Source organism: Pedobacter frigoris (genome assembly GCF_005116445.1).
Taxonomy (GTDB): Bacteria; Bacteroidota; Bacteroidia; order Sphingobacteriales; family Sphingobacteriaceae; genus Pedobacter; species Pedobacter frigoris.
On sequence record NZ_SWBQ01000002.1, the window covers coordinates 896959 to 917807 of the forward strand.

The window sequence follows — 20849 nt, forward strand, 5'->3', positions numbered from 1 at the left end:
AAGCAACCCGTCATCTCTCGTATTTTTGAGATGACAGGCAGATAATAAATAGAATGATATACCTGATAGATGGAAGCCTGGAGAGCCTGCTTTGCGCGGTGTTTGAGTGGTTCGAACACAAGCCCGGCAAAGTATCGGTCCAACTGGGAAGCCAGCATCAACCTGATGCTTTTACTGAAGTATTTTTGGTTCACAAAGACCCGAAAAAAGCGGATCGCGTGTGGACAGGCTTGCAGAAAAAGCTCGCCAGGGGATGGATGCGGAAGTTTTATTGCACATTTCTTTCAGAAACACCTGAAGCTTATACCAAATTGTTTGAATTTGCCTGTTACATATTTTCCAATTCTAATGGTGCAGAATCAAATTATGGGAACCCCTTCGTACTGGCTGTAGCCCAGACAGCCAGAAAGGTGGAAAGAGAAAAGCACCGGATGGAAGCCTTTATCCGGTTTCAACATACTACAGACGGAATGTTCTACTGTGGTATTGATCCTGATTTCAATGTATTGCCATTGATCATGCAGCATTTTAAAAACAGGTATGCCGATCAGCAATGGATCATTTATGATCTCAAACGGCATTATGGCTTATTCTATGATCTCAACAAGGTGGAGGAGATCGAGATGGAGGAAGCAAGACTGAAAACCAATTACAAACCTGCCGAAAACCTGCTGTCCGAAAAAGAAGCTTTGTACGCTACACTCTGGAAAGACTACTTTAAAAGCACCAATATTGTAGCTAGAAAAAACACGAAATTACATGTGCAGCACGTGCCGAAAAGATATTGGAAATATCTTACTGAAAAACAGGACGTTTTATAAAATATCTTGTAACTTGCCTTAGTACAAGCGTCACTCTGAATTTATTTTGCTTTGCAGCTCCTTTGTGTTCAGGATGACGACCGGCAAAAATATTATGAAATTAAGCATTCTCGTTCTAATTACCTCACTTGCAGTAGCGCTATCGATTGGCTTGGTAAATTACCATTTCCAGCAAAGCTGGTATTACCTACTGATCTCTTTTGGCGTTTCATTTTTTACCTGCTTTATTGTCTTTTATTACCTGCTTGAAAAATACATATATTCAAAGATTGTTTTGATCTATAAGCTGATCCATAATCTGAAGCTCGGCAAAGACCTTAAAGATGCGCTGGGCGAATACGTGAGTTCTGACCCTATCAATGATGTGGAACAGGAAGTAAAAGAATGGGCCGGGGCAAAAAAACGCGAAATAGAGGTATTGAAAAAGCAGGAGCAGTTCAGAAGGGAATTTCTGTCCAACGTATCTCATGAATTTAAAACCCCCTTATTCGCCATACAAGGCTACATTGAAACGCTTCAGGATTGTATTGTAGACGATCCGGACATGGCAGTAAAGTTTTTAAAAAAGGCGGGAAATAATGTAGAACGATTAAGTTACCTGATCAATGACCTTGATTCTATCTCCAAATTAGAAACTGGTGAAATCCCGATAAACTATGTAAAGTTTGACTTTGTTATGCTGGCCAAAGAGGTAATGGAGTTGTTGGAAGATAAGGCCAGATCGAGAGGAATTACTTTGTCTTTTAAAGAAAAATATACCCATCCTGCTTTTGTCAGGGCCGACCGGGAGAAAATACGCCAGGTGATGGTAAATCTGATCGAAAATTCTTTAAAATATGGTCGTGAAAGAGGTTCTACAGCAATTAAAATATTTGAATTGCATGACCAGTATTTAATTGAGGTAACTGATGATGGGATCGGCATTGACGAGAAGCATTTGCCTCGTTTATTTGAAAGATTTTACAGAATAGATACGCACAGATCAAGGGAAGAAGGAGGGACAGGTCTTGGGCTCGCCATTGTAAAACACATTTTAGAAGCACACCAGCAGATTATCTCTGTGAGAAGCACTTTACAGATCGGAACCACATTTGCCTTTACACTGGAAAAGATTGGTTAGCAACGTTAAGCATGGTTAAAAAAACTTAACACTTAACACTAACTTAACATTACACTCATACTTTTGTACCATATTATATAGAAAAGATGAATAGTATTTTTAAGTTCTTTACCCCAAGAGACAAAAAATTTCAGCCTTTGTTTGAACAGGCAGGAAGTAATGTATTGAAAATTTCTGAGGCTTTGCTACTTGCATTAAGCGCTACTGATCTGGAAAAACGTAAGGAATATATCAAAGAAGTTGAACGTCTTGAGCACGTTGGCGATGACATTACCCATTCAATATTCCTGGAGCTGAGCAAAAATTTTATCACTCCTTTTGACAGGGAAGATATTCATGCACTTGCCAGTGCTGTAGATGACATCGCAGATTACATCCATGCTTCAGCAAGCAACATAGAACTGTATAACGTATCGAATATTGGTGATGCAATGATCAAACTTGCAGAGTTGCTGGTGGAAATGTGTACCGATTTGGAAAAAGCAATCAAAGAGTTAAGAAGTTTCAAAAATATCCGTGTAATAGCTGATGCCTGTGTCAGGATCAATAGCGGAGAAAATCAGGCAGATTATGTTTGTAATCTTGCAATTGCCCGTTTGTTCGAATTTGAGACCAATGCAATTGAACTGATCAAACAAAAAGAAGTACTGCAAACTTTAGAGTTGGCTACGGATAAATGTGAGGACGCAGCGAATGTGTTGGAATCTATTTTGGTAAAGAACGCTTAAAACCTTTAAAAAATGGTAACTACCTTATTGGTCGTTGTAATTGTCATGGCTATTGCCTTCGACTATATAAACGGCTTTCACGATGCGGCAAACTCGATTGCGACAATCGTATCAACCAAAGTACTATCGCCATTTCAGGCGGTATTATGGGCGGCAGTATTTAACTTCGCTGCTTATTTTTATTTCACTGACCACAAAGTAGCCAATACAATTGCTAAAACTGTCGTTGAAAATTTCATTACGCTTGAAGTGATCCTTTCAGGATTGATAGCCGCAATTACCTGGAACCTTTTTACCTGGTGGTTTGGCATCCCTTCAAGTTCATCACATACTTTAATTGGCGGTTTTGCTGGTGCAGGTATGGCCAAGGCGGTAACAGTTGGCGCCAGTGCTATGTCAGCAATCAACCTTGCCCCTATTTTAAAAGTTGTGGCTTTTATTGTCCTTGCCCCGGTGATCGGGATGGTCATTTCGGTAGTTATTTCGATTATCATTTTACACATCTCCAAAAACGCAAGGCCATCTGTTGCAGAAAAGTGGTTCAAAAGACTTCAGTTGATTTCTTCAGCTGCACTTAGCTTTACTCATGGTGGTAACGATGCCCAAAAAGTAATGGGTATTATCTATGTTGCCATGGTGGCCGCAAACGTACTAAAAACCGGAGATGCAATGCCCGAATGGATCCCGATTTCATGTTACGCAGCGATTGCGCTGGGAACAATGAGTGGCGGATGGAAGATTGTAAAAACAATGGGTTCTAAAATCACTAAAGTAAATGCTTTTGAAGGTGTGGCTGCTGAAACAGCAGGCGCAGTAACCTTAGGTATCACAGAACATTTTGGTATCCCGGTATCTACAACACATACCATTACGGGTTCGATTGTAGGTGTTGGTTTATTAAAAAGGGTATCTGCTGTGCGCTGGGGTGTTACGGTAAGCTTACTTTGGGCATGGGTATTAACCATTCCGGTTTCTGCTACCTTAGCTGCACTTGTTTACAGCATTATACACCTTTTCTTTTAAAAGTCAACAGCAGCCATAAGTTGTAGGTCGTTAGCTGTGGGCTGAGCCCATTTTGGTCCTTTTAGAATCAGCCTTATGGCTTCCTGATCATATTTTTCGGCAATACCTTTAAGTATTTTTATATTTTCAGGTTTGCCTTTCTTACTCACAGTAAATGTAAGAATAACAGTCTGACCGATTTTCGCTTCATTGCGGAATCGGTTATTTTTTTTGAGGTAGGCAGTGAATTTTTCCCATCCGCCTTCAGGTTCTGAAAGACTATAGGCCGGAGAACCTGTGCTTATGCCCCTGATCATGATATTGTTTTTTGAGGTGGGAACGTCTGTGTTATTCTGAATATTAAGTCCCGCTACTTTCCCCTGCAACAGACTCACAACGTTTTCTGCAGGCACAGCCTTAATGTCTTTTCCTGATATTATGTTTTCAGCACTCCCTGCGTTGAGCGATTTAGCCTTTGGTACATATCCCGCTACAACCACCTCATTCAGTGAGTTGTTGTCAGCTACCAGAGAAAGATTTATAGGTTGATTGGCATTCAGCTTTGCCTCTGCAGGCTTATACCCGATATAATTGGCAATAACGTTACCCTTAAGTAAAGTATCTGAATTGATGGTGAATTTACCGTAAGCATCAGTTACCGCATTAAGACTGGTTCCTGCCACGCTGACGCTAACTCCTGGTATTGGCTTTCCGTTATTCTGCTCCACTACCGTTCCGCTGAACGCATTTTTTCTTACAAAATTCATAGTGCTAACACCTCTAAGCATCAATGGAGTGGCTGCTGTAGCTTGTTTTGCCTCAGCCGCAGGAGCGGCCATGACAACTGCTTCATTCAGCACCGGGTTTTCTGCCTGAACAGGATCTGCTACTGACTTCTTTTTAGCTTTTAAGCTGGCATATGACTCTTTCTTAATCGATTTTATCGCCTCTTCGATAGCAACCGGAGCTTTATCTGCTGCTGCCGTCTGCACGGGAGCTTCAGTCTTTTTCTGGGCAATGGTTACATCTACTTTCTTAGGTAATGCGGCCATTTGTTTACGCCTGTTATCTTCCTTCATCCAGAAAACAACACTCACAGCGATAAACATTACTGCCGCCGTAGCCGCAATACTTAAGCGTTGCCAGGTTATTACAGAACGTTTTTTTATGACATGCTGTTCAGCGATCCGTTCCTGCAATTGTTTTTGAAGTAAAGAAATAGAGTTTAATGAGCGCTTAGGCGATTCGCTTAAACCCGCCAGTGCTTCAGCCACAAAGGGATCTTCAAGCGCTTCACGCTCTACCCGATGCATGGTTTTGGCATCAAGCTTACCATCAAGGTAATCTTCCAAAATTGCGATATCTAACCAATCCTTATTCACCACTATTCTTTTCTATACAAATTTTCAAGTTCCTTTTCCCATTCTGGATATAGCTTTTTACTTTAGGCATATCGAAGCCTGTAATGTTTGCTACTTCCTTATAACATTTCTCCTGCAGGTAGAACAAATCCACACTCACGCGTTGCTCCTCAGGAAGTGTTTCCATGCACTTTTCCATAATGGTAAGCTTCGTCTCTTTTGTATCATCGATATCAAGATGCACAAATTCTGTGTTTTCCACAAAAGTATCTTCTAATGAAACGGTTGTATTCTTTGATTGCTTGCGCAAAGCCATTAAACAATGGTTCCGGGCGAGTACATGCAGCCAACTTTTAAAATTCTGCACTTCATGAATCTTTAGTTTGAGTACGAGTTCCTCGAAGATTTGCATCACTGCATCTTTACTTTGCTCCTCATCTTTCAAATAATTGAGGCAAACACCAAAAACCAGGTGCATGTATTTGTTATAAAGCGTACCCAATACCTCAAGATTGCCATTGGCTTTATAGCTGGCAATCAGAGCAGCATCATCCTGCTCCTGTATTCGGGCGTTGTTCTTTATAAACTTCAAAAGGGATCAATTATAACGATAAGTAGATCTGTTGTAAGCTGTAAACTTACAATCGTTTTATCAAGTATAAAAATATTTTTCGAGACCAGTATGGAATTTCTTTAAAGCATACATCATGAGTAAAAGAGAAAAGCCATGAAAAAGTTATTGCTTCCGACCATTATTATTTTGCTGCTTGCAGCTTTTAAGCCCGACAGTACTGTACTAAAAACCATTACAGGAACCGTGAAAAATAAAGACAACGGCAATCCTATACCGGGGGTTACCGTAAGTACCTCAGGTGGAAAAGTAAAAACCAGTACTGGTGCGGACGGAAGATATTCCATAAACATAGATGAAAAAGAAAAGACTTTAAGGTTTGCATTTATTGGATATGCCCCAGCTATCATAGAAATAAACAACAGCAAAGAGATCAATGTTTCCCTCGCCGCAGATAAGGCAGATCTCAACGAAGTAGTTGTAGCTGGATACATTTCAAAATCCAAATCGATTAGTGTTGGAAGTGCTGCAGACGCAACCTCTATGCTTACAGGAAAAGTAGCCGGTTTATCCCCTCGCAAAGGAGAAAGACCCACCTCCATCAAAACCTTTGACAAGCCAGGTGCAGAAGCGCTTAAGATCGAAGACAGGCATCCGGGAAAGGAAAAGCCTCAGTCGAATCTGCTTACCGCAGGCGAATGGAATGACCTTAAAAACTGGGACTTCTGGAAAGATTTGATGAACAATCAGGACTGGTCGGCCAAACGATCTCACTGGGCATTTTATACGGCCAACAGGGTAAGTGTAACCCTGAAAAGTAAAAACCAGCAACCACTGATTAATTATTCGGTTACGGCATTGCGCAACGGAACGCCACTCTGGAAAGCACAGAGTAATTTTGAAGGAAAGGCAGAGCTTTGGCCATCATTATTCAACAATGAAAAAGAGGGGTTGACAATCGTGGTTAATGCTGCAGATGGCAAGGAACTGTATAAAAAAGACTTTGCAAAGAATGTGCGAAAGCTGGATATAACTTTAAACCGTCAGGCAGAAAGCATCAAAAATCTTGATGTCTTATTTATGGTAGATGCAACCGGGTCAATGGGTGATGAAATAGATTATTTGAAGTCCGAGCTGGAAGACATCATCGGGCACCTAAACAATGCTAGTCCGATCAAAACGAGGACAGGGCTGGTATTTTATCGAGACAAAGGCGACGAATATGTGGTACGTGATTTTGGATTTGACGCCAACCTGATGAATGTCAAAAACAACTTGTCCAAGCAATATGCTTCTGGTGGTGGTGATTTTGAGGAGGCAGTGGAAGAAGCCATGGAAAGTGCAATTTATCAGCAACAATGGACAACACAGGGCCCTGCAGCCAAGCTCATGTTTATGATCCTTGATGCCCCTCCACACCATGATCAGGCAAGAGTAAAAAGCATTCAGCGTTCTGTTAAAGAAGCCGCGGCTAAAGGAATTACAATGATCCCTGTAGTGGCAAGCGGGATTGATAAAAACACGGAATTCCTCATGCGCTTAATGGCGATGGGTACAAATGGCACATATGTTTTCCTCACTGATGACAGCGGAATAGGGAATTCCCACCTCAAACCCACAACGGGAAGCTACCAGGTAGAACAACTTAATGCATTGCTAAACAGGCTCATTAGGAAATATGCAGGGCTGGACTCAAACGTGGCAGGAGAATTGTTATCTTCGACTGATAAATGAAGACCATGAAACAAATCAAACTCCTTTCCCTGGCCCTGCTTAGCGGACTGTTGTTCAATAGCTGTGATGTACAAAGTCAGGCACAGCTGGGAAGTATCCTCAAACAAATTCCTACTGGTGGTAATCCAACTACCTCAGAAATAGGGTTGGGTATAAAACAGGCATTGGAAATTGGAACTTCAAGGGGCGCAGATCTGCTTTCTGCAAAAGATGGCTTTTTGGGAAATATGGCTGTAAAAATCTTATTCCCTCCGGAGGCCCAAAAAGTAGAGAAAACTTTGCGTACCATCGGTTTGGGTTCATTGGCCGACAACGTAATCACCAGCTTAAACCGTGCTGCTGAGGATGCGGCAAAAGAGGCCAAGCCGATCTTCATATCAGCAATTAAGCAGATGACCATTGCTGATGCGACAAACATCCTCCTTGGACAAAAAGATGCTGCTACCAATTACTTTAAAAGAGTTACTACTGCGCAGCTAATGGAAAAATTTAAACCAGTAATCACTGCCAGCTTGAGCAAAGTAGGCGCTACCAAATACTGGGGTGATGCGGCAAACCAATACAATAAAATCCCTTTGGTAAAACCGGTTTCCACAGATTTATCGGCTTATGTTGCCCAAAAAGCGATTGATGGAATGTTTATCCAGGTAGCCCAGGAAGAGCTGAAAATCAGGGAAAATATTGGTGCACGCTCAACTTCATTGCTGCAAAAAGTGTTCGGTTATGCCGATAAGAATAAAACCAAATAAAAAGGTTACTTTTATCCGGTAAAACTAACAACTTAATAGAAGATTGGATTTTAAAGATTTTAATTTCAACCCTGATTTATATGAGGGTCTTATGGCAATGGGATTTCGCAATGCCACGCCGATTCAGCAAGATGCGATTCCGCTTATCTTAGATAAAAAAGATTTAATCGCCTGTGCGCAAACAGGGACAGGAAAAACCGGAGCCTATCTCCTGCCTATCATGAACATGATTGCTGGAACAGAGGAGCGACATAACAATACATTGATCCTGGCCCCGACAAGGGAACTAGCACAGCAAATTGATCTTCAGGTTGAAGCACTCTCCTATTTTACCAACATCAGTTCGCTAACTGTGTATGGTGGAGGTGATGGCATAGCTTATGAACAACAGAAACGTTCAATGCGTGAAGGTGTAGACATCATCATCGCTACCCCTGGCAGATTAATATCACACCTTTCTTCGGGAGTACTTAAACTGGACCAGTTGCAACACCTTGTGTTGGATGAAGCCGACCGTATGCTGGATATGGGTTTCTATGATGACATCATGCGCATCGTAAGTTATCTACCAAAAGAAAGACAAACGGTAATGTTCTCCGCAACGATGCCGCCAAAGATCAGAAAACTGGCAGGGAACCTTTTAAAACATCCTGAGCAGATCAACATTGCAATCTCAAAACCGGCTGAGGGAATTTCTCAGCAGGTATATATGGCTTATGATGAACAGAAAGTACCCTTACTTACTGAGATCTTAAAATCCGGCGACTATAAAAGCATCATTGTTTTTGCCTCAACTAAAGAGAAGGTGAAGAATCTGGGCAAAGTATTCCGAAATTTGGGACTGAAAGCCGAATCATTTCACTCTGATCTGGGACAAAAAGAGAGAGAAGAGATTTTACTGAAGTTTAAAAACAGGCAACTGCCGATCATTATCGGCACTGATGTCTTAAGTCGGGGTATCGATGTGGAAGGGATTGACCTGGTTATTAATTTTGACGTACCACATGATGCAGAAGATTATGTACACCGAATCGGACGTACCGCACGTGCGGCTACCAAAGGCACGGCGATCACTTTGGTCAACAGCAGGGACAAGCGTAAACTGGCCAGCATAGAGAAACTGATTGAAAAAGAGATTCCGAGAATAGCAGTTCCTGAACATCTGGCAAACATCCCGGTTTCTACAGAACACAAACCAGCTTCAGGAAGCGCTTCACATAGGCCATCAAGCAATCCTAAACGCAAATTCTTTAAAAAGAAGGCATAATACTTTGGGTTTTGTATCTTTACTAATATGCAAAACCTACCTCCCTTAGCTGAACGTATGCGGCCGCAAAGCCTGGATGAATATGTTGGGCAAAAACACATTGTAGGGCCTGATGCCGTACTCCGAAAAGCTATTCAAAGTGGACAACTTCCATCGATGATCTTTTGGGGGCCTCCGGGTGTGGGGAAAACAACACTTGCCTCTATCATATCGAAAACACTGGACCGTCCCTTTTTCAACCTGAGCGCGATCAACTCTGGTGTTAAAGATATTCGTGAAGTAATAGACAAAGCTGCATTGCTAAAAGATAGTCTGCTGGGCCTACCTATACTATTTATTGATGAGATCCATCGCTTTAGTAAATCACAACAAGACAGTTTACTTGGAGCAGTGGAACGGGGACTGGTGACTTTGATTGGCGCAACAACGGAAAACCCATCCTTTGAAGTCATCTCCGCTTTGCTTTCCCGCTGCCAGGTATACATACTGAAAGCACTGGATGAAACTGAGCTTTCCGGCTTACTGAAAACTGCCATAAAACAGGATGTGGTGCTGAAGGAAAAGGACATCACCATTAAAGAGCACGAGGCCTTGATCAGATTATCTGGTGGAGATGCCAGAAAATTGCTGAATGTACTGGAAATTGCGATCAATGGAATTGGATGGAATAAAGTCGTCCTGACCAATGAAAATGTGCTCGCTCACGCGCAGCAAAATCTCGCGCTTTATGATAAGGCGGGGGAGCAGCACTACGACATCATCTCGGCTTTTATCAAATCCATTCGTGGCAGCGATCCAAATGCAGCAGTGTATTGGCTTGCCAGGATGATAGAAGGAGGAGAAGATCCTTTATTCATCGCGCGCAGGCTCCTCATTCTCGCGTCAGAAGATATCGGCAATGCCAATCCCAATGCTTTGTTATTAGCCAACAATTGTTTTCAGGCTGTAAATGTAATCGGGTTCCCCGAATCCAGGATCATCCTTTCCCAGGCGGTTACCTATCTAGCTTCCTCTGCTAAAAGTAATGCGTCCTACGATGCAATAAATAAAGCACAGGCTTTAGTGAAACAAACCGGCAATTTGCCAGTCCCATTACATATAAGAAACGCGCCCACCAAACTTATGAAGAATATTGGGTATGGAAAAGACTATCAGTATGCTCATGGTTATGAAGGAAATTTCTCCGCACAGGAGTACTTTCCCGAAAAGCTCAGTGGCACTAAATTATATGATCCGGGCAAGAATCCGGCGGAAGAAAAGCTGAGAGAAAAGCTAAAACAGAACTGGAAAAACAAATACAATTACTAATATGCTCACAACTTTTTTAAGCCACCAATGGAAAGGCTTCTGGCGCTCCAAGAGCAAAGGGGGCACCATCGCTGCAAATATACTCATTGGCTTTTTTACACTTTACCTGCTAACGCTGGCTATAATTCTGGGCTTTCTCCTGGAATTCTTCATCGGGAAGTATAGCCCTGGTAAAGATGTAGGTGTGATATTCAATGGTATCATTATCTATTATTTCGCCATAGATTTCATCATGAGGTTACAATTGCAGGAACTACCGACAATGAGTATCGTTCCATACCTGCATCTACGCATCCCAAAAAGGAAAATAGTTAATTTTTTAAATGCCAGGGCACTTTTCAATGCATTTAATATACTCCCGCTATTCCTCTTTATTCCTTTTTGCTGCACTTACATTTCAGATGTTCATGGGGCATATGCTTCATTGATGTTTTGCGTTTCTATCCTTTCATTGATTGTATTCAACAATTACACTGCGCTTTATGTGAAGCGACTTACACTTGCCAGCACCAAATATGTGATCGTGACTATTGTGGCAATTTCATTGCTCGCCGCATTAGAGTATTATAAAATATTTTCTATCAAAGCAGTTTCTAATGCAGTTTTTGGAACAATCAGCAAGCAGCCTGTTGTGGCGCTGGGTTTTACAGGTATTGCCATCCTGATGTTTATCGTGAATGCAAAATACCTGCGCAAAAACCTGTATACCGAAGAACTCGGATCTTCCGAAGAGAAAAAAACTAGCACCGACTACCCCTTACTAAACCACTTTGGAGAAGCCGGAACCCTGGTAGCCCTGGAGTTAAAATTAATTTTAAGACATAAAAGAACGAGAAGTGCATTGATGATGAGTCTGCTGTTTATTTTTTATGGCTTTTTATTCTATAAGGAAGATGTGCTGAAAAAAGACGCTTTAGGTATGGTTATTTTTGCTGCCACATTTATGACGGGAAGCGCTGTTACCATATATGGACAGTTTATGTTTGGCTGGCAGGGTTCTTATTTTGATGGACTTCTGGCCAACAAGACCAACTTTAGAAACTTCATAAAAGCAAAGTTCCTACTGTTTACGATTATGTCTACGATCACTACCTGCATCATAACTTTTTACGGATTCCTGAGCTGGAAAATCCTGGCGGTACAATTCGCTGCATACCTTTACAATATTGGCTTAGGTACTGTGGTCATTCTCTATTTTGCTACACGAAATTATAAAGCGATAGACCTGAGCAAAGGCTCTACATTCAATTACCAGGGAGTTAGCGCAAGCCAGTTTGTACTCATGATCCCTTACTTTGCATTACCTTATCTTTTCTACCAGCCCTTTGCTTCTGCAGGCAAACCCTACTACGGACTGATCTGCCTTGGTTTTTTTGGACTGACAGGCCTGCTAACACGCAGCTATTGGATAGAATTTATATTGAGAGAGTTTAATAAAAGAAAATACAAAATTGCCGAAGGCTTCAGACAAACACCATGATTTTAGAAATTTCTAACCTGAAAAAGACTTATGGTTCAAGAACCGTTGTCAACATAAATGAACTTCAGATCAATGAAGGAGAAACGATCGGACTAGTTGGCAACAATGGAGCTGGCAAAACAACGCTCTTTAGAATGTTACTTGACCTCATCCGTCCGGATGAAGGGCAAATCATTTCCAAAGGAGAAAATGTTGCCGCAAGCGACCAATGGAAAAACTATACGGCATCTTACCTTGACGAAGGCTTTTTAATAGATTACTTAACCTCTGAGGAATATTTCTTCTTCATCGGCAGTCTCCATAATTTAAGTGAGGCGCATGTACTGGATTACCTGAAAAGCTATGAAGAGTTTTTCAATGGAGAAATACTCGGTAAAGGAAAATACATCAGGGACTTCTCAAAAGGGAATCAAAATAAAATAGGCATAGCCGCAGCGTTGATGCAGAATCCCGAGCTATTGGTACTGGATGAGCCCTTTGCAAATCTTGACCCAACGACTCAAATTCGGTTAAAGTCATTGATTAAATTACTAAAGACCGGCGATAAAATGACCACATTAATTTCGAGCCATGATCTAAATCATGTAACTGATGTTTGTGACAGAATTATTCTCTTAGAAAAAGGGCTGATCATCAAAGATTTCCAGACCAATGAAAATACCTTAAAAGAACTGGAAGCTTATTTTTCAGTATAGCGCTGTACTAAATTATGGTCACAATCACGATACGTTAAGTGTTAAAAGACTTATTTCAATACATCAGACAGCAAAATTATAACGCAGCAGAATAAAAAAACGGCCAAACAATAAAACTGGCACTAGGTTTGAGTTATCGTGAAAACAAAACAAATAATTACGTTATGATTACTTCAAAATTTAAAATAGCAACATTCAGTATCGCATTATCACTTGGTGCAATGGCATTTCAAGGTTGCGATAGTTTAACTAAAACACAAAAAGGAGCAGGTATCGGTGCGGCAACTGGCGGTGTAATTGGCGCTATTATAGGTAAAAAAGCAGGTAATACTGCAGTTGGTGCTATAATAGGTGCTGCTGTTGGTGGTACTGCAGGTGGTTTCATCGGAAAAAGAATGGATAAGCAGGCGGCTGAGATTCAAAATGCAATCCCTAATGCTGAAGTAATCCGTGAAGGTGAAGGTATCATTGTAAAATTTGATAGCGGCATCTTATTCGGATTTGATAAATCAGATTTAACAGCTACAGCTAAATCAAATGTAAAATCACTCGCAGGTTCATTAAATCAATATCCTGGTACTGACATTAAAGTAATTGGCCATACTGATAACAAAGGAACTGAATCTTACAATATGAGTCTTTCTGAAAGAAGAGCTGCTGCCGTTAAAGCATATGCAGTTTCTCAAGGTGTTCCTTCGTCTCGTCTAATCACTTTAGGTAAAGGTTTCTCTGAGCCAATTGCTGACAATGCAACTGAAGATGGAAGAGCTGCTAACCGTCGTGTTGAAGTGGTTATCGTTGCGAATGATGCATTGAAGAACGAAGCTAAGCAACAAGGCAAATAAAATATTACATCTACCTATGTAAAAGTAAAAACCCGTTGTACTGATGTACTTCGGGTTTTTTGATTTACGATGTATGATCTTAGATTTACGATTTGTCAAACTGCTAATTGCCAATCTTAATTCGCAATTCTAAAATCATAAATATCTAATCTTTGTAAATGTCTTCAAAATATTGTACAGCCAGAGATTTCAACAATAACTCTTGCTCCATCATGGCATAGGAAGGCACAGCCTTTACCAGTTTCCAATGCGGCCAGCCATCCTGGTCAAGTCCTTCTAATTCATAAAAGCCCATTTCACTCAATAAGCGACAAGTTGCGATATGCATCAGCTCCTCTTTCTGGCGCTTACTGTATTTACCCGGCCCTTTGCCCAACTCCTGAACGCCGATTAAAAACAGCACTACCTTAAGATCGGGAATATCTGAATCAAACTCTTGTGCTATTTTATTTTGCAACTCTTTCCATTTTACATGTATTTCTGCAGGCTTCATGCTGCAAAGATACAATTTAGTGCTGGAGCTTTGTGATAAAAACGCTAATTTTAGGCCTATGGAAAAAGCAATTGTAACTGGCTTATTAGCCTTCGGAATGTCCGGCAAAGTATTTCATGCACCATTTATAGATGCCCACCCAGGATTTAAGTTTCATGCAGTCCTGGAACGCAATCAGAAAAGTGCTGCAGCAGCATATCCCGGAGTGAAAAGCTACGATACTTTTGAAGCCCTCATTGCCGATCCGGAGATTGAACTGGTGATTGTAAATACGCCTAACTTTACGCATGCAGATTATACCCGCCGTAGTCTACTGGCCGGAAAGCATGTGCTGATAGAAAAACCCTTTACTCCTACGTCTGCCGAAGCGAAAGAGCTGTTTGAACTTGCTAAAAGTGTAGGAAAACAGATTTTTATTTACCACAACCGCAGGTGGGATAGTGATTGCACCTCTATTCAAAAAGTAGTGGAAAGCGGCAAACTGGGCAGGCTTGTTGAAGTCCATTACCGTTATGACCGCTACAGAAAGGCCATAGGCCCTAAAATTTTCAAGGAAGAACCTCAGCCTGCAAGCGGCTTAATGTACGACCTTGGTCCTCATTTGCTCGATCAGGCTATCAGTCTTTTTGGCAAACCAACATCGTTCTATAAAGTATTGGGCAAGCATAGAGAAAACACCAAAGTGGATGATTATTTCATGATCCACCTTTCTTATCCTAATGACCTAAATGTCTTTCTAACCTCTGGTCTGCTAATTGCCGATCCTCAGAAAGCTTTTGTGCTGCATGGGTCTGCAGGCTCCTTTGTAAAAGGCCGTTCGGATGTACAGGAAGGACAATTGCTGGCAGGCATGAAGTTGAGTAATCCTGCATTGGGGATAGAAGCCCCGGAAGACAAGGGACACCTGACCATTATGGATGAGCAGGGAACGCCTCACCTAAGTCTGGTAGAGTCTGAACATGGAAACTATATGGGTTTGTTTGAGGCTGTCTATCAGTCACTGACCAATGATATCCCATACCCTATAACTGAAGAGCAAATCCTTACACAACTTGAAATACTTGAGGCTTAACCCATGGAGAGCTTCTTTATTTTAATTCCGATCTTGCTTTTGGTATTTTACTTCATCCTCAGAAAGGACAATAGAAAAAACTATGTACAGCTCAGTGAAGCTGATAGGGAATTGCTATTCAAAAACGTCGTTTTTTATCAACATTTAAATGTAGATGACCGGTTAAAGTTTGAAGATAAGATTTCCTCGTTTTTAAGCTATGTTCATATTGAAGGGGTAGGAACGCCAGTTACTCCCCTTGACAAGCTCCTGGTTGCTTCCAGCGCCGTAATACCTATATTTGGTTTCACTACATGGAAGTACAATAACCTCAGTAATGTTTTGCTCTATCCAGACACGTTTAATACTGAGTTCCAATATGAGGGTGGAGATAGAAATATTCTCGGCATGGTGGGCAGCGGGTATATGAACGGGCAAATGATCTTGTCCAGATCTGCGCTTCTGCTTGGCTTTTCCAATGCTGCCGACAAAGAAAATACCGCCATACACGAATTTGTTCATTTGCTGGATAAATCAGACGGTGCCACAGACGGCATTCCGGAAAACCTGATGAGACATGAATACAGCATTCCCTGGATTAAAATGATCCACGAAGAAATGGAGAGAATTGAGAAGGGAAAATCAGACATTAACCCCTATGCAATTACCAATGAGGCAGAATTCTTTGCTGTTGTATCGGAATACTTTTTTGAAAAACCAGATCAGTTCAGGACCAAACATCCTGAACTTTACGATCGTTTGTCTGCTATTTTCTTACAGGATCCCGCTGCTGCTAAGCAGTTATAGACTTCCTAATAGCGCAACAGTAAACTCTGTTGGTATTTCAATATGAGGAATATGTCCGCAGGCTTCAAATTCTATGATCTTAGCCCCTGGTATTTTGGCAGCTGTTTGTTTTCCCAATAATCTGTATTGGCCGTATAAGGCCTGTTGGTCCGGGCTCAATAAACCTTTACCTACAATTGTCTTATCTTCCTTGCCAATGAACAAAACTGTCGGTACTTTAATGTTATAAAATTCATACACTACCGGCTGTTCATAGATCATAGTAAAGGTCATCGCAGCTACTTTTGCCCAGCGGGGGAAATCAGCACTGTTGGTAACACCGCCGGCAATGCGTACCAGTTCTTCGTATTCAGGCTTCCAAACCGTAAAGTAAGAACTTTGATAATACTTCCTTACACTTTCAGCTGTCGATTTCAATTCAGTTTTATATTGATCCTCTGTGCTTACATAGGGAATAAACCGGCGGTAATCTTCCAGTCCGATGGGATTCTCCAGCAGCAGCTTTTCAGTTTGCTCCGGATACATCAGCGCAAAGCGTGTAGCTAGCATGCCTCCCATAGAATGCCCTAAAACGCTAGCTTTTTGAATACCTAGCTGATCTAGCAATGCCTTATTCCACTGTGCCATTTGATGAAAGCTATAATGAATAAAGGCTTTTGATGATTTTCCAAATCCAATCTGGTCTGGCACAATCACCCTAAAACCCCTATTACTCAATGCCTGAATTACATTTGTCCAGTAATATCCCCCGAAATTCTTTCCATGAAAAAGTATTACAGTCCGTCCATTAACCATTTTTGCCGCAGGCACATCCATATATGCCATTCTCAAATCCTGCCCCTCGGCACTTACATTAAAAAACTTTACCGGATATGGATACTTTACATTCTCTAGGTTAATGGATAACGTATCAGTCTTCTGGGCTTTGACAGCCATCGATGCACAAAGAAATAGAACAACAAAAAATAAGTTTCTTTTAATCATAAGTTAGGTATTAATAAGCCGCTTTCTTCAGTTAAGTTAGCTTCCGGTAAGAAACAATAATCAGACCTGAAAACACTAAACTTAAGCATTATTTATGTTTTTGCGGAAATATACTCAGTGGGCGGCTTGGAGACAAAAAAGTAATGTACCAAAAAAGGGCAGGTAAACAATTTACCTGCCCTTTTTTGGTAAGCCATACCTTTTACATGAAAGGCAAGCTAATTCCAAAAGTCACATTCCTTCCCGGATTGTAAATATTTGCCAGCTTATATCTGCTCAGGTGGTTGTAATATTCTTTATTTAAAAGATTCTGTCCGGTCACCCATAAATTGAATTTACCTTTCGCCGTCTTAATGCTTGTGCCTATACCTGCATCGAGTAACGTATATCCATTTGTTTGGGTTTCAAAGCTATCGAAGCGGGCTTGTTTGAAAACGTTAGTAACCCCGATTTTAATGTAAGCGCCATCAAAGCCTTTGATTTCCGGCTCAAAACGCAGCTCATTATTTAAACTTGCAGCGGGGATAAAAGCCAGCGGACTATCATCAGCGCGGTTGATCCCTTTCACATAAGAAAAAGAGTTCTCAAAATGCAATGACTTCACCAAATGGAAATCTACTGAAGCTTCTCCGCCTATCAGATCGGCCTTAGTCTGTACGAAACGATAAACCGGTAAAGTCTCAAGTCCTCCATCTTCATTCTCAAGCTCTTTACTTTCATTGTTAAAATTGCCGAGGTAGATGTAATTGAAGATGCGGTTGGCAAAACCATTTAACCCGAAAGTGATATGATGTGCAGTATATTCTAGCCCCAGATCGAATTGCAAACTTGTTTCCTGTTTCAAATTACTATTACCAATTTCATATCTGAAAGTCCCTTCATGACGTCCATTGGCACCCAACTCTGCAATATTCGGAGCTCTGAACCCTGATCCGGCGTTTCCTTTAATGACCAGGTCTTTAGCCACTTCAAATGCGAAGCCAAGGGAACCTGACACATTGGAAAACTTGTTATTGAAAGCACTAAAAACCTCTTCTCCATCGAATACAAGCCCTTCTCCATCTACCTTTTTATAATCATATCGGGCACCAATGTTGATTGCCCCATTTTCAAAATTACGTTTCAGATAAGCAAATGCTCCGATGTTGTTGCTTGTATAATCAGGAATTAAAAATTCATCTCCATGATTGCTGTTCTCTTGGTACATACCCTGAACACCAATTGCCGGCTCCCATTTTCCTGCATTAGGGAAATAATACTTCAAATCATAGGTGTACGAATTCAGGTTCAGATTCAACCCCGGCTCAGCCCTACTTTCCTCAAACTCTTTGCGGATGTTGCGCTGAAAAGCAAAAGTAGTTCTCAACTGTCCTTTTCCAAGGATAACATTACTGTTGAGCGCAGCACGATAATGGTTGATATTCTGAAATGGCAGATTAAGGTCTCTTCTTTGTGCCGTTGATCTGTCAATTTGATTTCCATCCTCATCCAGATAATCCCCACTGTCATCCGGTCCTTCCTCTACCAGTCCTACGTTGGTGTTGAATCTGGAGAAAGTTAAATGAGAATATCCCCAGCTTTTGTTCAGCCCCACCATGCCATTCAGGTTAAATTCATTAAATCCTGAATTGGGAACTACCGCATTTTTGTAACTAAATCCATATGCATTTTTATAAGACGCACGTCCTCTGTACACAAACCCATTGTCATTACCCTGCATCATTAAAGAAGATGCTGTAAGCCCATTATTCGTACTGTATGAGCTGATAAAATTTCCTTGATGCGTTCCAGGGGCAGGAACCAGATCATCAATAATATTGATAACCCCTCCTAATGCGTCAGAACCGTAAAGTAAACTCGCCGGCCCCTTCAGGATTTCAACCCTTGCGGCTGAAAACTGATCTACCTCGATACCATGTTCATCGCCCCATTGCTGAGCCTCTTCCCTCGCACCATCTACCATGGTCAGTACCCTGTTGTAACCTAATCCGCGGATTACCGGTTTAGAAATAGCGCCGCCAGTACTCACTTGTGAAATCCCGGGCACTTTGGCTACTGCGTCAATTAAATTCGTACCTCCTGCCTGGGTCAATTTTTCTTTCCCAACGGTTACCACGGACAAGCTATTGGTTTTATTATTTGAACTGAACGGAGAGCCTGTAATTACGATTTCAGCACTTTCTATAATCGAAGGCTGCATAGTTATATTTAGCTTTGTCGGCACTGCCAGATCTATCATCTGCGAATGTGTTTTATAGCCAATAAAGCGTACCTCCAACAGAAACCTCCCTTTTGCAGGAACATTTTTCAGGGTAAACTCACCGTCTGAATTTGTGGTCGTAATAGCTTTTAAATCGGTAATATAAATTGTAGCCCCAGCAAGCGGTTCCTGGGTTGATGCATCAATGACCTTCCCCTTAAACTCTGCTAATTCAGTTGCAAAGGCCGTTGTTGTTATAAATGTATATAGCATTACTGCTAATAAAAGTTTTATCTTTTTCATGAATGTGTGATTGAAAAATCAGCATACAAACATCATCTTTAAGGCCTATGCCAATACATAGCGCATCTAAAGAAGTGCTGATTTCTTATAAAATATAATTTAATTAGGAGAGTATCCCGAAGAAGACAATGCTAAGCTATAGGAGGACCTCTTAGGGCCAGACTGATGAGCTCAGCGTAATTGCCCTGAGCTACTATAAAATACTTAGACACAAACTTTACATCTTTGAATAGCTGATAATGATGATGTACATGTGTATAGTTCTTTTCAAAATGTGCTTTACAAATCAGACAGTCATCAGAACTACTATGGATATGAAATCTATGTCCGCAGTCCTTATGGTCTTTTTTACAAGCGACCTCCTCCTGATGGTGGTGATTATGAAACGCTGAAAAAGGGGTCAGGGCAATGGCAAATACCATTAGCAGCAAGACCGACATCAACTGATGGATATGTAGAAGCTTCTTTTTCAATTTCAAAAGCCAAAATTAGTCAATTCTATACAATTCCAAACATTTGTTTGATAACATTGCCAACGTATGACTGGACTAACAAACCAAATCTTCAGCACCCTCTATATCTTTTATTACACAAAGATGATACAATAATCTCCTAACTTTAAGCGTCTTGCAAACTATGCAATCCATTTATTCGTTATATAGAATAAAAAGAAATGGCCACCGCTCAGCAAATAAAAAAGGGTTATATCGACTATGTCCTGACCCACGATGAAAAACCCAAATCAGTTTACAGCTTTACCAAAAAACTTAAGATCTCTGAACCTGAATTCTACGAATTCTATGCCTCATTCGAAAGCATAGAGAAAGTTGTTTGGGCAGAGCTTACCATTGAAACCATAGATACGCTGCAACAGCAGGAGGTATGGAACGAATACTCTTCAAGAGATAAAATCCTTGCCTTCTTTTACAGCTACGTTGAAGTCCTCAAAAGACAAAGAAGTTTCGTACTGTATACCATAAGATCAAGTCGAAACGGCTTCTCAACACCTGATGTACTTTCTGGTGTCAAACCCATCTTTGAGCATTTTGCAGAAGAGATCATCAATGAAGGCCTCGAAAGCGGAGAGCTGGCTGAGCGCAGATTTATAAGCAAAAAATATAAAGATGCGGTATGGCTCCAGTTTGCCTTTATCGTAAAATTCTGGATGAATGACGAGAGTGCTGATTTTGAAAAGACAGACGAGGCGATAGAAAAAGGCATCAATGTTACCTTCGATCTGTTTCAGCATTCACCGATAGACAACTTACTGGAATATGGAAAATTCCTCTCCAGAAACAGCAGGTTTAAAGAAAAGATGGGATTATAAGGC

General features: G+C 41.1%; 20 protein-coding genes. 14 read left to right on the plus strand and 6 right to left on the minus strand.

Annotated features, from left to right (window positions below):
* Positions 1 to 53 precede the first annotated feature (53 nt).
* The 4 genes from FA047_RS10420 to FA047_RS10435 all read left to right on the plus strand — a co-directional run bounded on the left by FA047_RS10420 (position 54) and on the right by FA047_RS10435 (position 3692).
* Complete coding sequence (locus FA047_RS10420; protein ID WP_136835971.1) at positions 54 to 821, plus strand: TIGR03915 family putative DNA repair protein; 768 nt, start codon at positions 54 to 56, stop codon at positions 819 to 821.
* A gap of 94 nt (positions 822 to 915) precedes the next feature.
* Positions 916 to 1941, plus strand: coding sequence for a sensor histidine kinase (locus FA047_RS10425; protein ID WP_136835972.1), 1026 nt, complete (start codon positions 916 to 918; stop codon positions 1939 to 1941).
* Between the two features lie 86 nt (positions 1942 to 2027).
* Positions 2028 to 2669, plus strand: a complete 642-nt coding sequence (locus tag FA047_RS10430; protein WP_136835973.1) for a DUF47 domain-containing protein — start codon at positions 2028 to 2030, stop codon at positions 2667 to 2669.
* 12 nt (positions 2670 to 2681) lie between these two features.
* On the plus strand, positions 2682 to 3692 hold the full coding sequence (locus FA047_RS10435; protein ID WP_136835974.1) for an inorganic phosphate transporter: 1011 nt from the start codon (positions 2682 to 2684) through the stop codon (positions 3690 to 3692).
* Here the strand turns inward: FA047_RS10435 and FA047_RS10440 are convergent.
* Positions 3689 to 5053 carry an energy transducer TonB family protein gene (locus tag FA047_RS10440; protein ID WP_136835975.1) on the minus strand — a complete coding sequence of 455 codons (1365 nt, stop codon included), beginning with the start codon at positions 5051 to 5053 and terminating at the stop codon, positions 3689 to 3691. The two genes, FA047_RS10435 and FA047_RS10440, sit on opposite strands and share 4 nt — an antisense overlap.
* Positions 5046 to 5624, minus strand: coding sequence for an RNA polymerase sigma factor (locus FA047_RS10445; protein WP_136835976.1), 579 nt, complete (start codon positions 5622 to 5624; stop codon positions 5046 to 5048). The genes FA047_RS10440 and FA047_RS10445 overlap by 8 nt, the downstream gene beginning before the upstream one ends.
* A 135-nt stretch (positions 5625 to 5759) precedes the next feature.
* Here FA047_RS10445 and FA047_RS10450 point away from each other — a divergent pair, with 135 nt between their 5' ends.
* The 7 genes from FA047_RS10450 to FA047_RS10480 all read left to right on the plus strand — a co-directional run bounded on the left by FA047_RS10450 (position 5760) and on the right by FA047_RS10480 (position 13681).
* Positions 5760 to 7337, plus strand: coding sequence for a vWA domain-containing protein (locus tag FA047_RS10450; RefSeq protein WP_136835977.1), 1578 nt, complete (start codon positions 5760 to 5762; stop codon positions 7335 to 7337).
* 5 nt (positions 7338 to 7342) lie between these two features.
* A complete protein-coding gene (locus tag FA047_RS10455) occupies positions 7343 to 8086 on the plus strand; it encodes a DUF4197 domain-containing protein (RefSeq protein ID WP_136835978.1) in 744 nt (247 codons plus the stop codon).
* A gap of 43 nt (positions 8087 to 8129) precedes the next feature.
* Positions 8130 to 9353 (plus strand): DEAD/DEAH box helicase, encoded by a 1224-nt coding sequence (locus tag FA047_RS10460; protein ID WP_205943281.1) that lies wholly within the window; start codon positions 8130 to 8132, stop codon positions 9351 to 9353.
* Between the two features lie 27 nt (positions 9354 to 9380).
* Positions 9381 to 10661: a replication-associated recombination protein A gene (locus tag FA047_RS10465; protein ID WP_136835979.1), complete on the plus strand. Its 1281-nt coding sequence runs from the start codon at positions 9381 to 9383 to the stop codon at positions 10659 to 10661.
* A gap of 1 nt (position 10662) precedes the next feature.
* Entirely contained in the window at positions 10663 to 12141 is a 1479-nt protein-coding gene (locus tag FA047_RS10470; RefSeq protein ID WP_136835980.1) for a DUF5687 family protein, read from the plus strand.
* Positions 12138 to 12836, plus strand: coding sequence for an ABC transporter ATP-binding protein (locus FA047_RS10475; protein ID WP_136835981.1), 699 nt, complete (start codon positions 12138 to 12140; stop codon positions 12834 to 12836). Before FA047_RS10470 ends, FA047_RS10475 begins: the two co-directional genes overlap by 4 nt.
* Before the next feature lie 164 nt (positions 12837 to 13000).
* Positions 13001 to 13681: an OmpA family protein gene (locus FA047_RS10480; RefSeq protein ID WP_136835982.1), complete on the plus strand. Its 681-nt coding sequence runs from the start codon at positions 13001 to 13003 to the stop codon at positions 13679 to 13681.
* 145 nt (positions 13682 to 13826) lie between these two features.
* Here the strand turns inward: FA047_RS10480 and FA047_RS10485 are convergent, their stop codons facing one another.
* Positions 13827 to 14174 (minus strand): hypothetical protein, encoded by a 348-nt coding sequence (locus tag FA047_RS10485; protein WP_136835983.1) that lies wholly within the window; start codon positions 14172 to 14174, stop codon positions 13827 to 13829.
* A 58-nt stretch (positions 14175 to 14232) separates the two neighbouring features.
* Here FA047_RS10485 and FA047_RS10490 point away from each other — a divergent pair, with 58 nt between their 5' ends.
* Positions 14233 to 15246, plus strand: a complete 1014-nt coding sequence (locus tag FA047_RS10490; protein ID WP_136835984.1) for a Gfo/Idh/MocA family oxidoreductase — start codon at positions 14233 to 14235, stop codon at positions 15244 to 15246.
* A 3-nt stretch (positions 15247 to 15249) separates the two neighbouring features.
* The gene (locus FA047_RS10495) at positions 15250 to 16032 is read left to right on the plus strand and encodes a M90 family metallopeptidase (RefSeq protein WP_136835985.1); all 783 of its coding nucleotides are present in this window, start codon (positions 15250 to 15252) and stop codon (positions 16030 to 16032) included.
* Here FA047_RS10495 and FA047_RS10500 read toward each other — a convergent pair.
* The 3 genes from FA047_RS10500 to FA047_RS10510 form a co-directional block, all read right to left on the minus strand.
* Entirely contained in the window at positions 16027 to 17016 is a 990-nt protein-coding gene (locus tag FA047_RS10500) for an alpha/beta fold hydrolase (RefSeq protein WP_136835986.1), read from the minus strand. The genes FA047_RS10495 and FA047_RS10500 overlap by 6 nt on opposite strands.
* Positions 17017 to 17218: 202 nt before the next feature.
* Positions 17219 to 19519: a TonB-dependent receptor gene (locus tag FA047_RS10505; protein WP_136835987.1), complete on the minus strand. Its 2301-nt coding sequence runs from the start codon at positions 19517 to 19519 to the stop codon at positions 17219 to 17221.
* A gap of 131 nt (positions 19520 to 19650) precedes the next feature.
* On the minus strand, positions 19651 to 19992 hold the full coding sequence (locus FA047_RS10510) for a hypothetical protein (RefSeq protein WP_136835988.1): 342 nt from the start codon (positions 19990 to 19992) through the stop codon (positions 19651 to 19653).
* A 200-nt stretch (positions 19993 to 20192) separates the two neighbouring features.
* Here FA047_RS10510 and FA047_RS10515 point away from each other — a divergent pair, with 200 nt between their 5' ends.
* Positions 20193 to 20846, plus strand: coding sequence for a TetR family transcriptional regulator C-terminal domain-containing protein (locus FA047_RS10515; RefSeq protein WP_136835989.1), 654 nt, complete (start codon positions 20193 to 20195; stop codon positions 20844 to 20846).
* Positions 20847 to 20849 lie beyond the last annotated feature (3 nt).

Coding starts and splice junctions, on each gene's coding strand:
- FA047_RS10420 (WP_136835971.1), top strand. CDS start 54: ATGATATACCTGATAGATGGAAGCCTGGAGAGCCTGCTTTGCGCGGTG.
- FA047_RS10480 (WP_136835982.1), top strand. CDS start 13,001: ATGATTACTTCAAAATTTAAAATAGCAACATTCAGTATCGCATTATCA.
- FA047_RS10500 (WP_136835986.1), bottom strand. CDS start 17,016: ATGATTAAAAGAAACTTATTTTTTGTTGTTCTATTTCTTTGTGCATCG.
- FA047_RS10470 (WP_136835980.1), top strand. CDS start 10,663: ATGCTCACAACTTTTTTAAGCCACCAATGGAAAGGCTTCTGGCGCTCC.
- FA047_RS10435 (WP_136835974.1), top strand. CDS start 2,682: ATGGTAACTACCTTATTGGTCGTTGTAATTGTCATGGCTATTGCCTTC.
- FA047_RS10430 (WP_136835973.1), top strand. CDS start 2,028: ATGAATAGTATTTTTAAGTTCTTTACCCCAAGAGACAAAAAATTTCAG.
- FA047_RS10505 (WP_136835987.1), bottom strand. CDS start 19,519: ATGAAAAAGATAAAACTTTTATTAGCAGTAATGCTATATACATTTATA.
- FA047_RS10475 (WP_136835981.1), top strand. CDS start 12,138: ATGATTTTAGAAATTTCTAACCTGAAAAAGACTTATGGTTCAAGAACC.
- FA047_RS10425 (WP_136835972.1), top strand. CDS start 916: ATGAAATTAAGCATTCTCGTTCTAATTACCTCACTTGCAGTAGCGCTA.
- FA047_RS10450 (WP_136835977.1), top strand. CDS start 5,760: ATGAAAAAGTTATTGCTTCCGACCATTATTATTTTGCTGCTTGCAGCT.
- FA047_RS10495 (WP_136835985.1), top strand. CDS start 15,250: ATGGAGAGCTTCTTTATTTTAATTCCGATCTTGCTTTTGGTATTTTAC.
- FA047_RS10465 (WP_136835979.1), top strand. CDS start 9,381: ATGCAAAACCTACCTCCCTTAGCTGAACGTATGCGGCCGCAAAGCCTG.
- FA047_RS10515 (WP_136835989.1), top strand. CDS start 20,193: ATGGCCACCGCTCAGCAAATAAAAAAGGGTTATATCGACTATGTCCTG.
- FA047_RS10490 (WP_136835984.1), top strand. CDS start 14,233: ATGGAAAAAGCAATTGTAACTGGCTTATTAGCCTTCGGAATGTCCGGC.
- FA047_RS10455 (WP_136835978.1), top strand. CDS start 7,343: ATGAAACAAATCAAACTCCTTTCCCTGGCCCTGCTTAGCGGACTGTTG.
- FA047_RS10485 (WP_136835983.1), bottom strand. CDS start 14,174: ATGAAGCCTGCAGAAATACATGTAAAATGGAAAGAGTTGCAAAATAAA.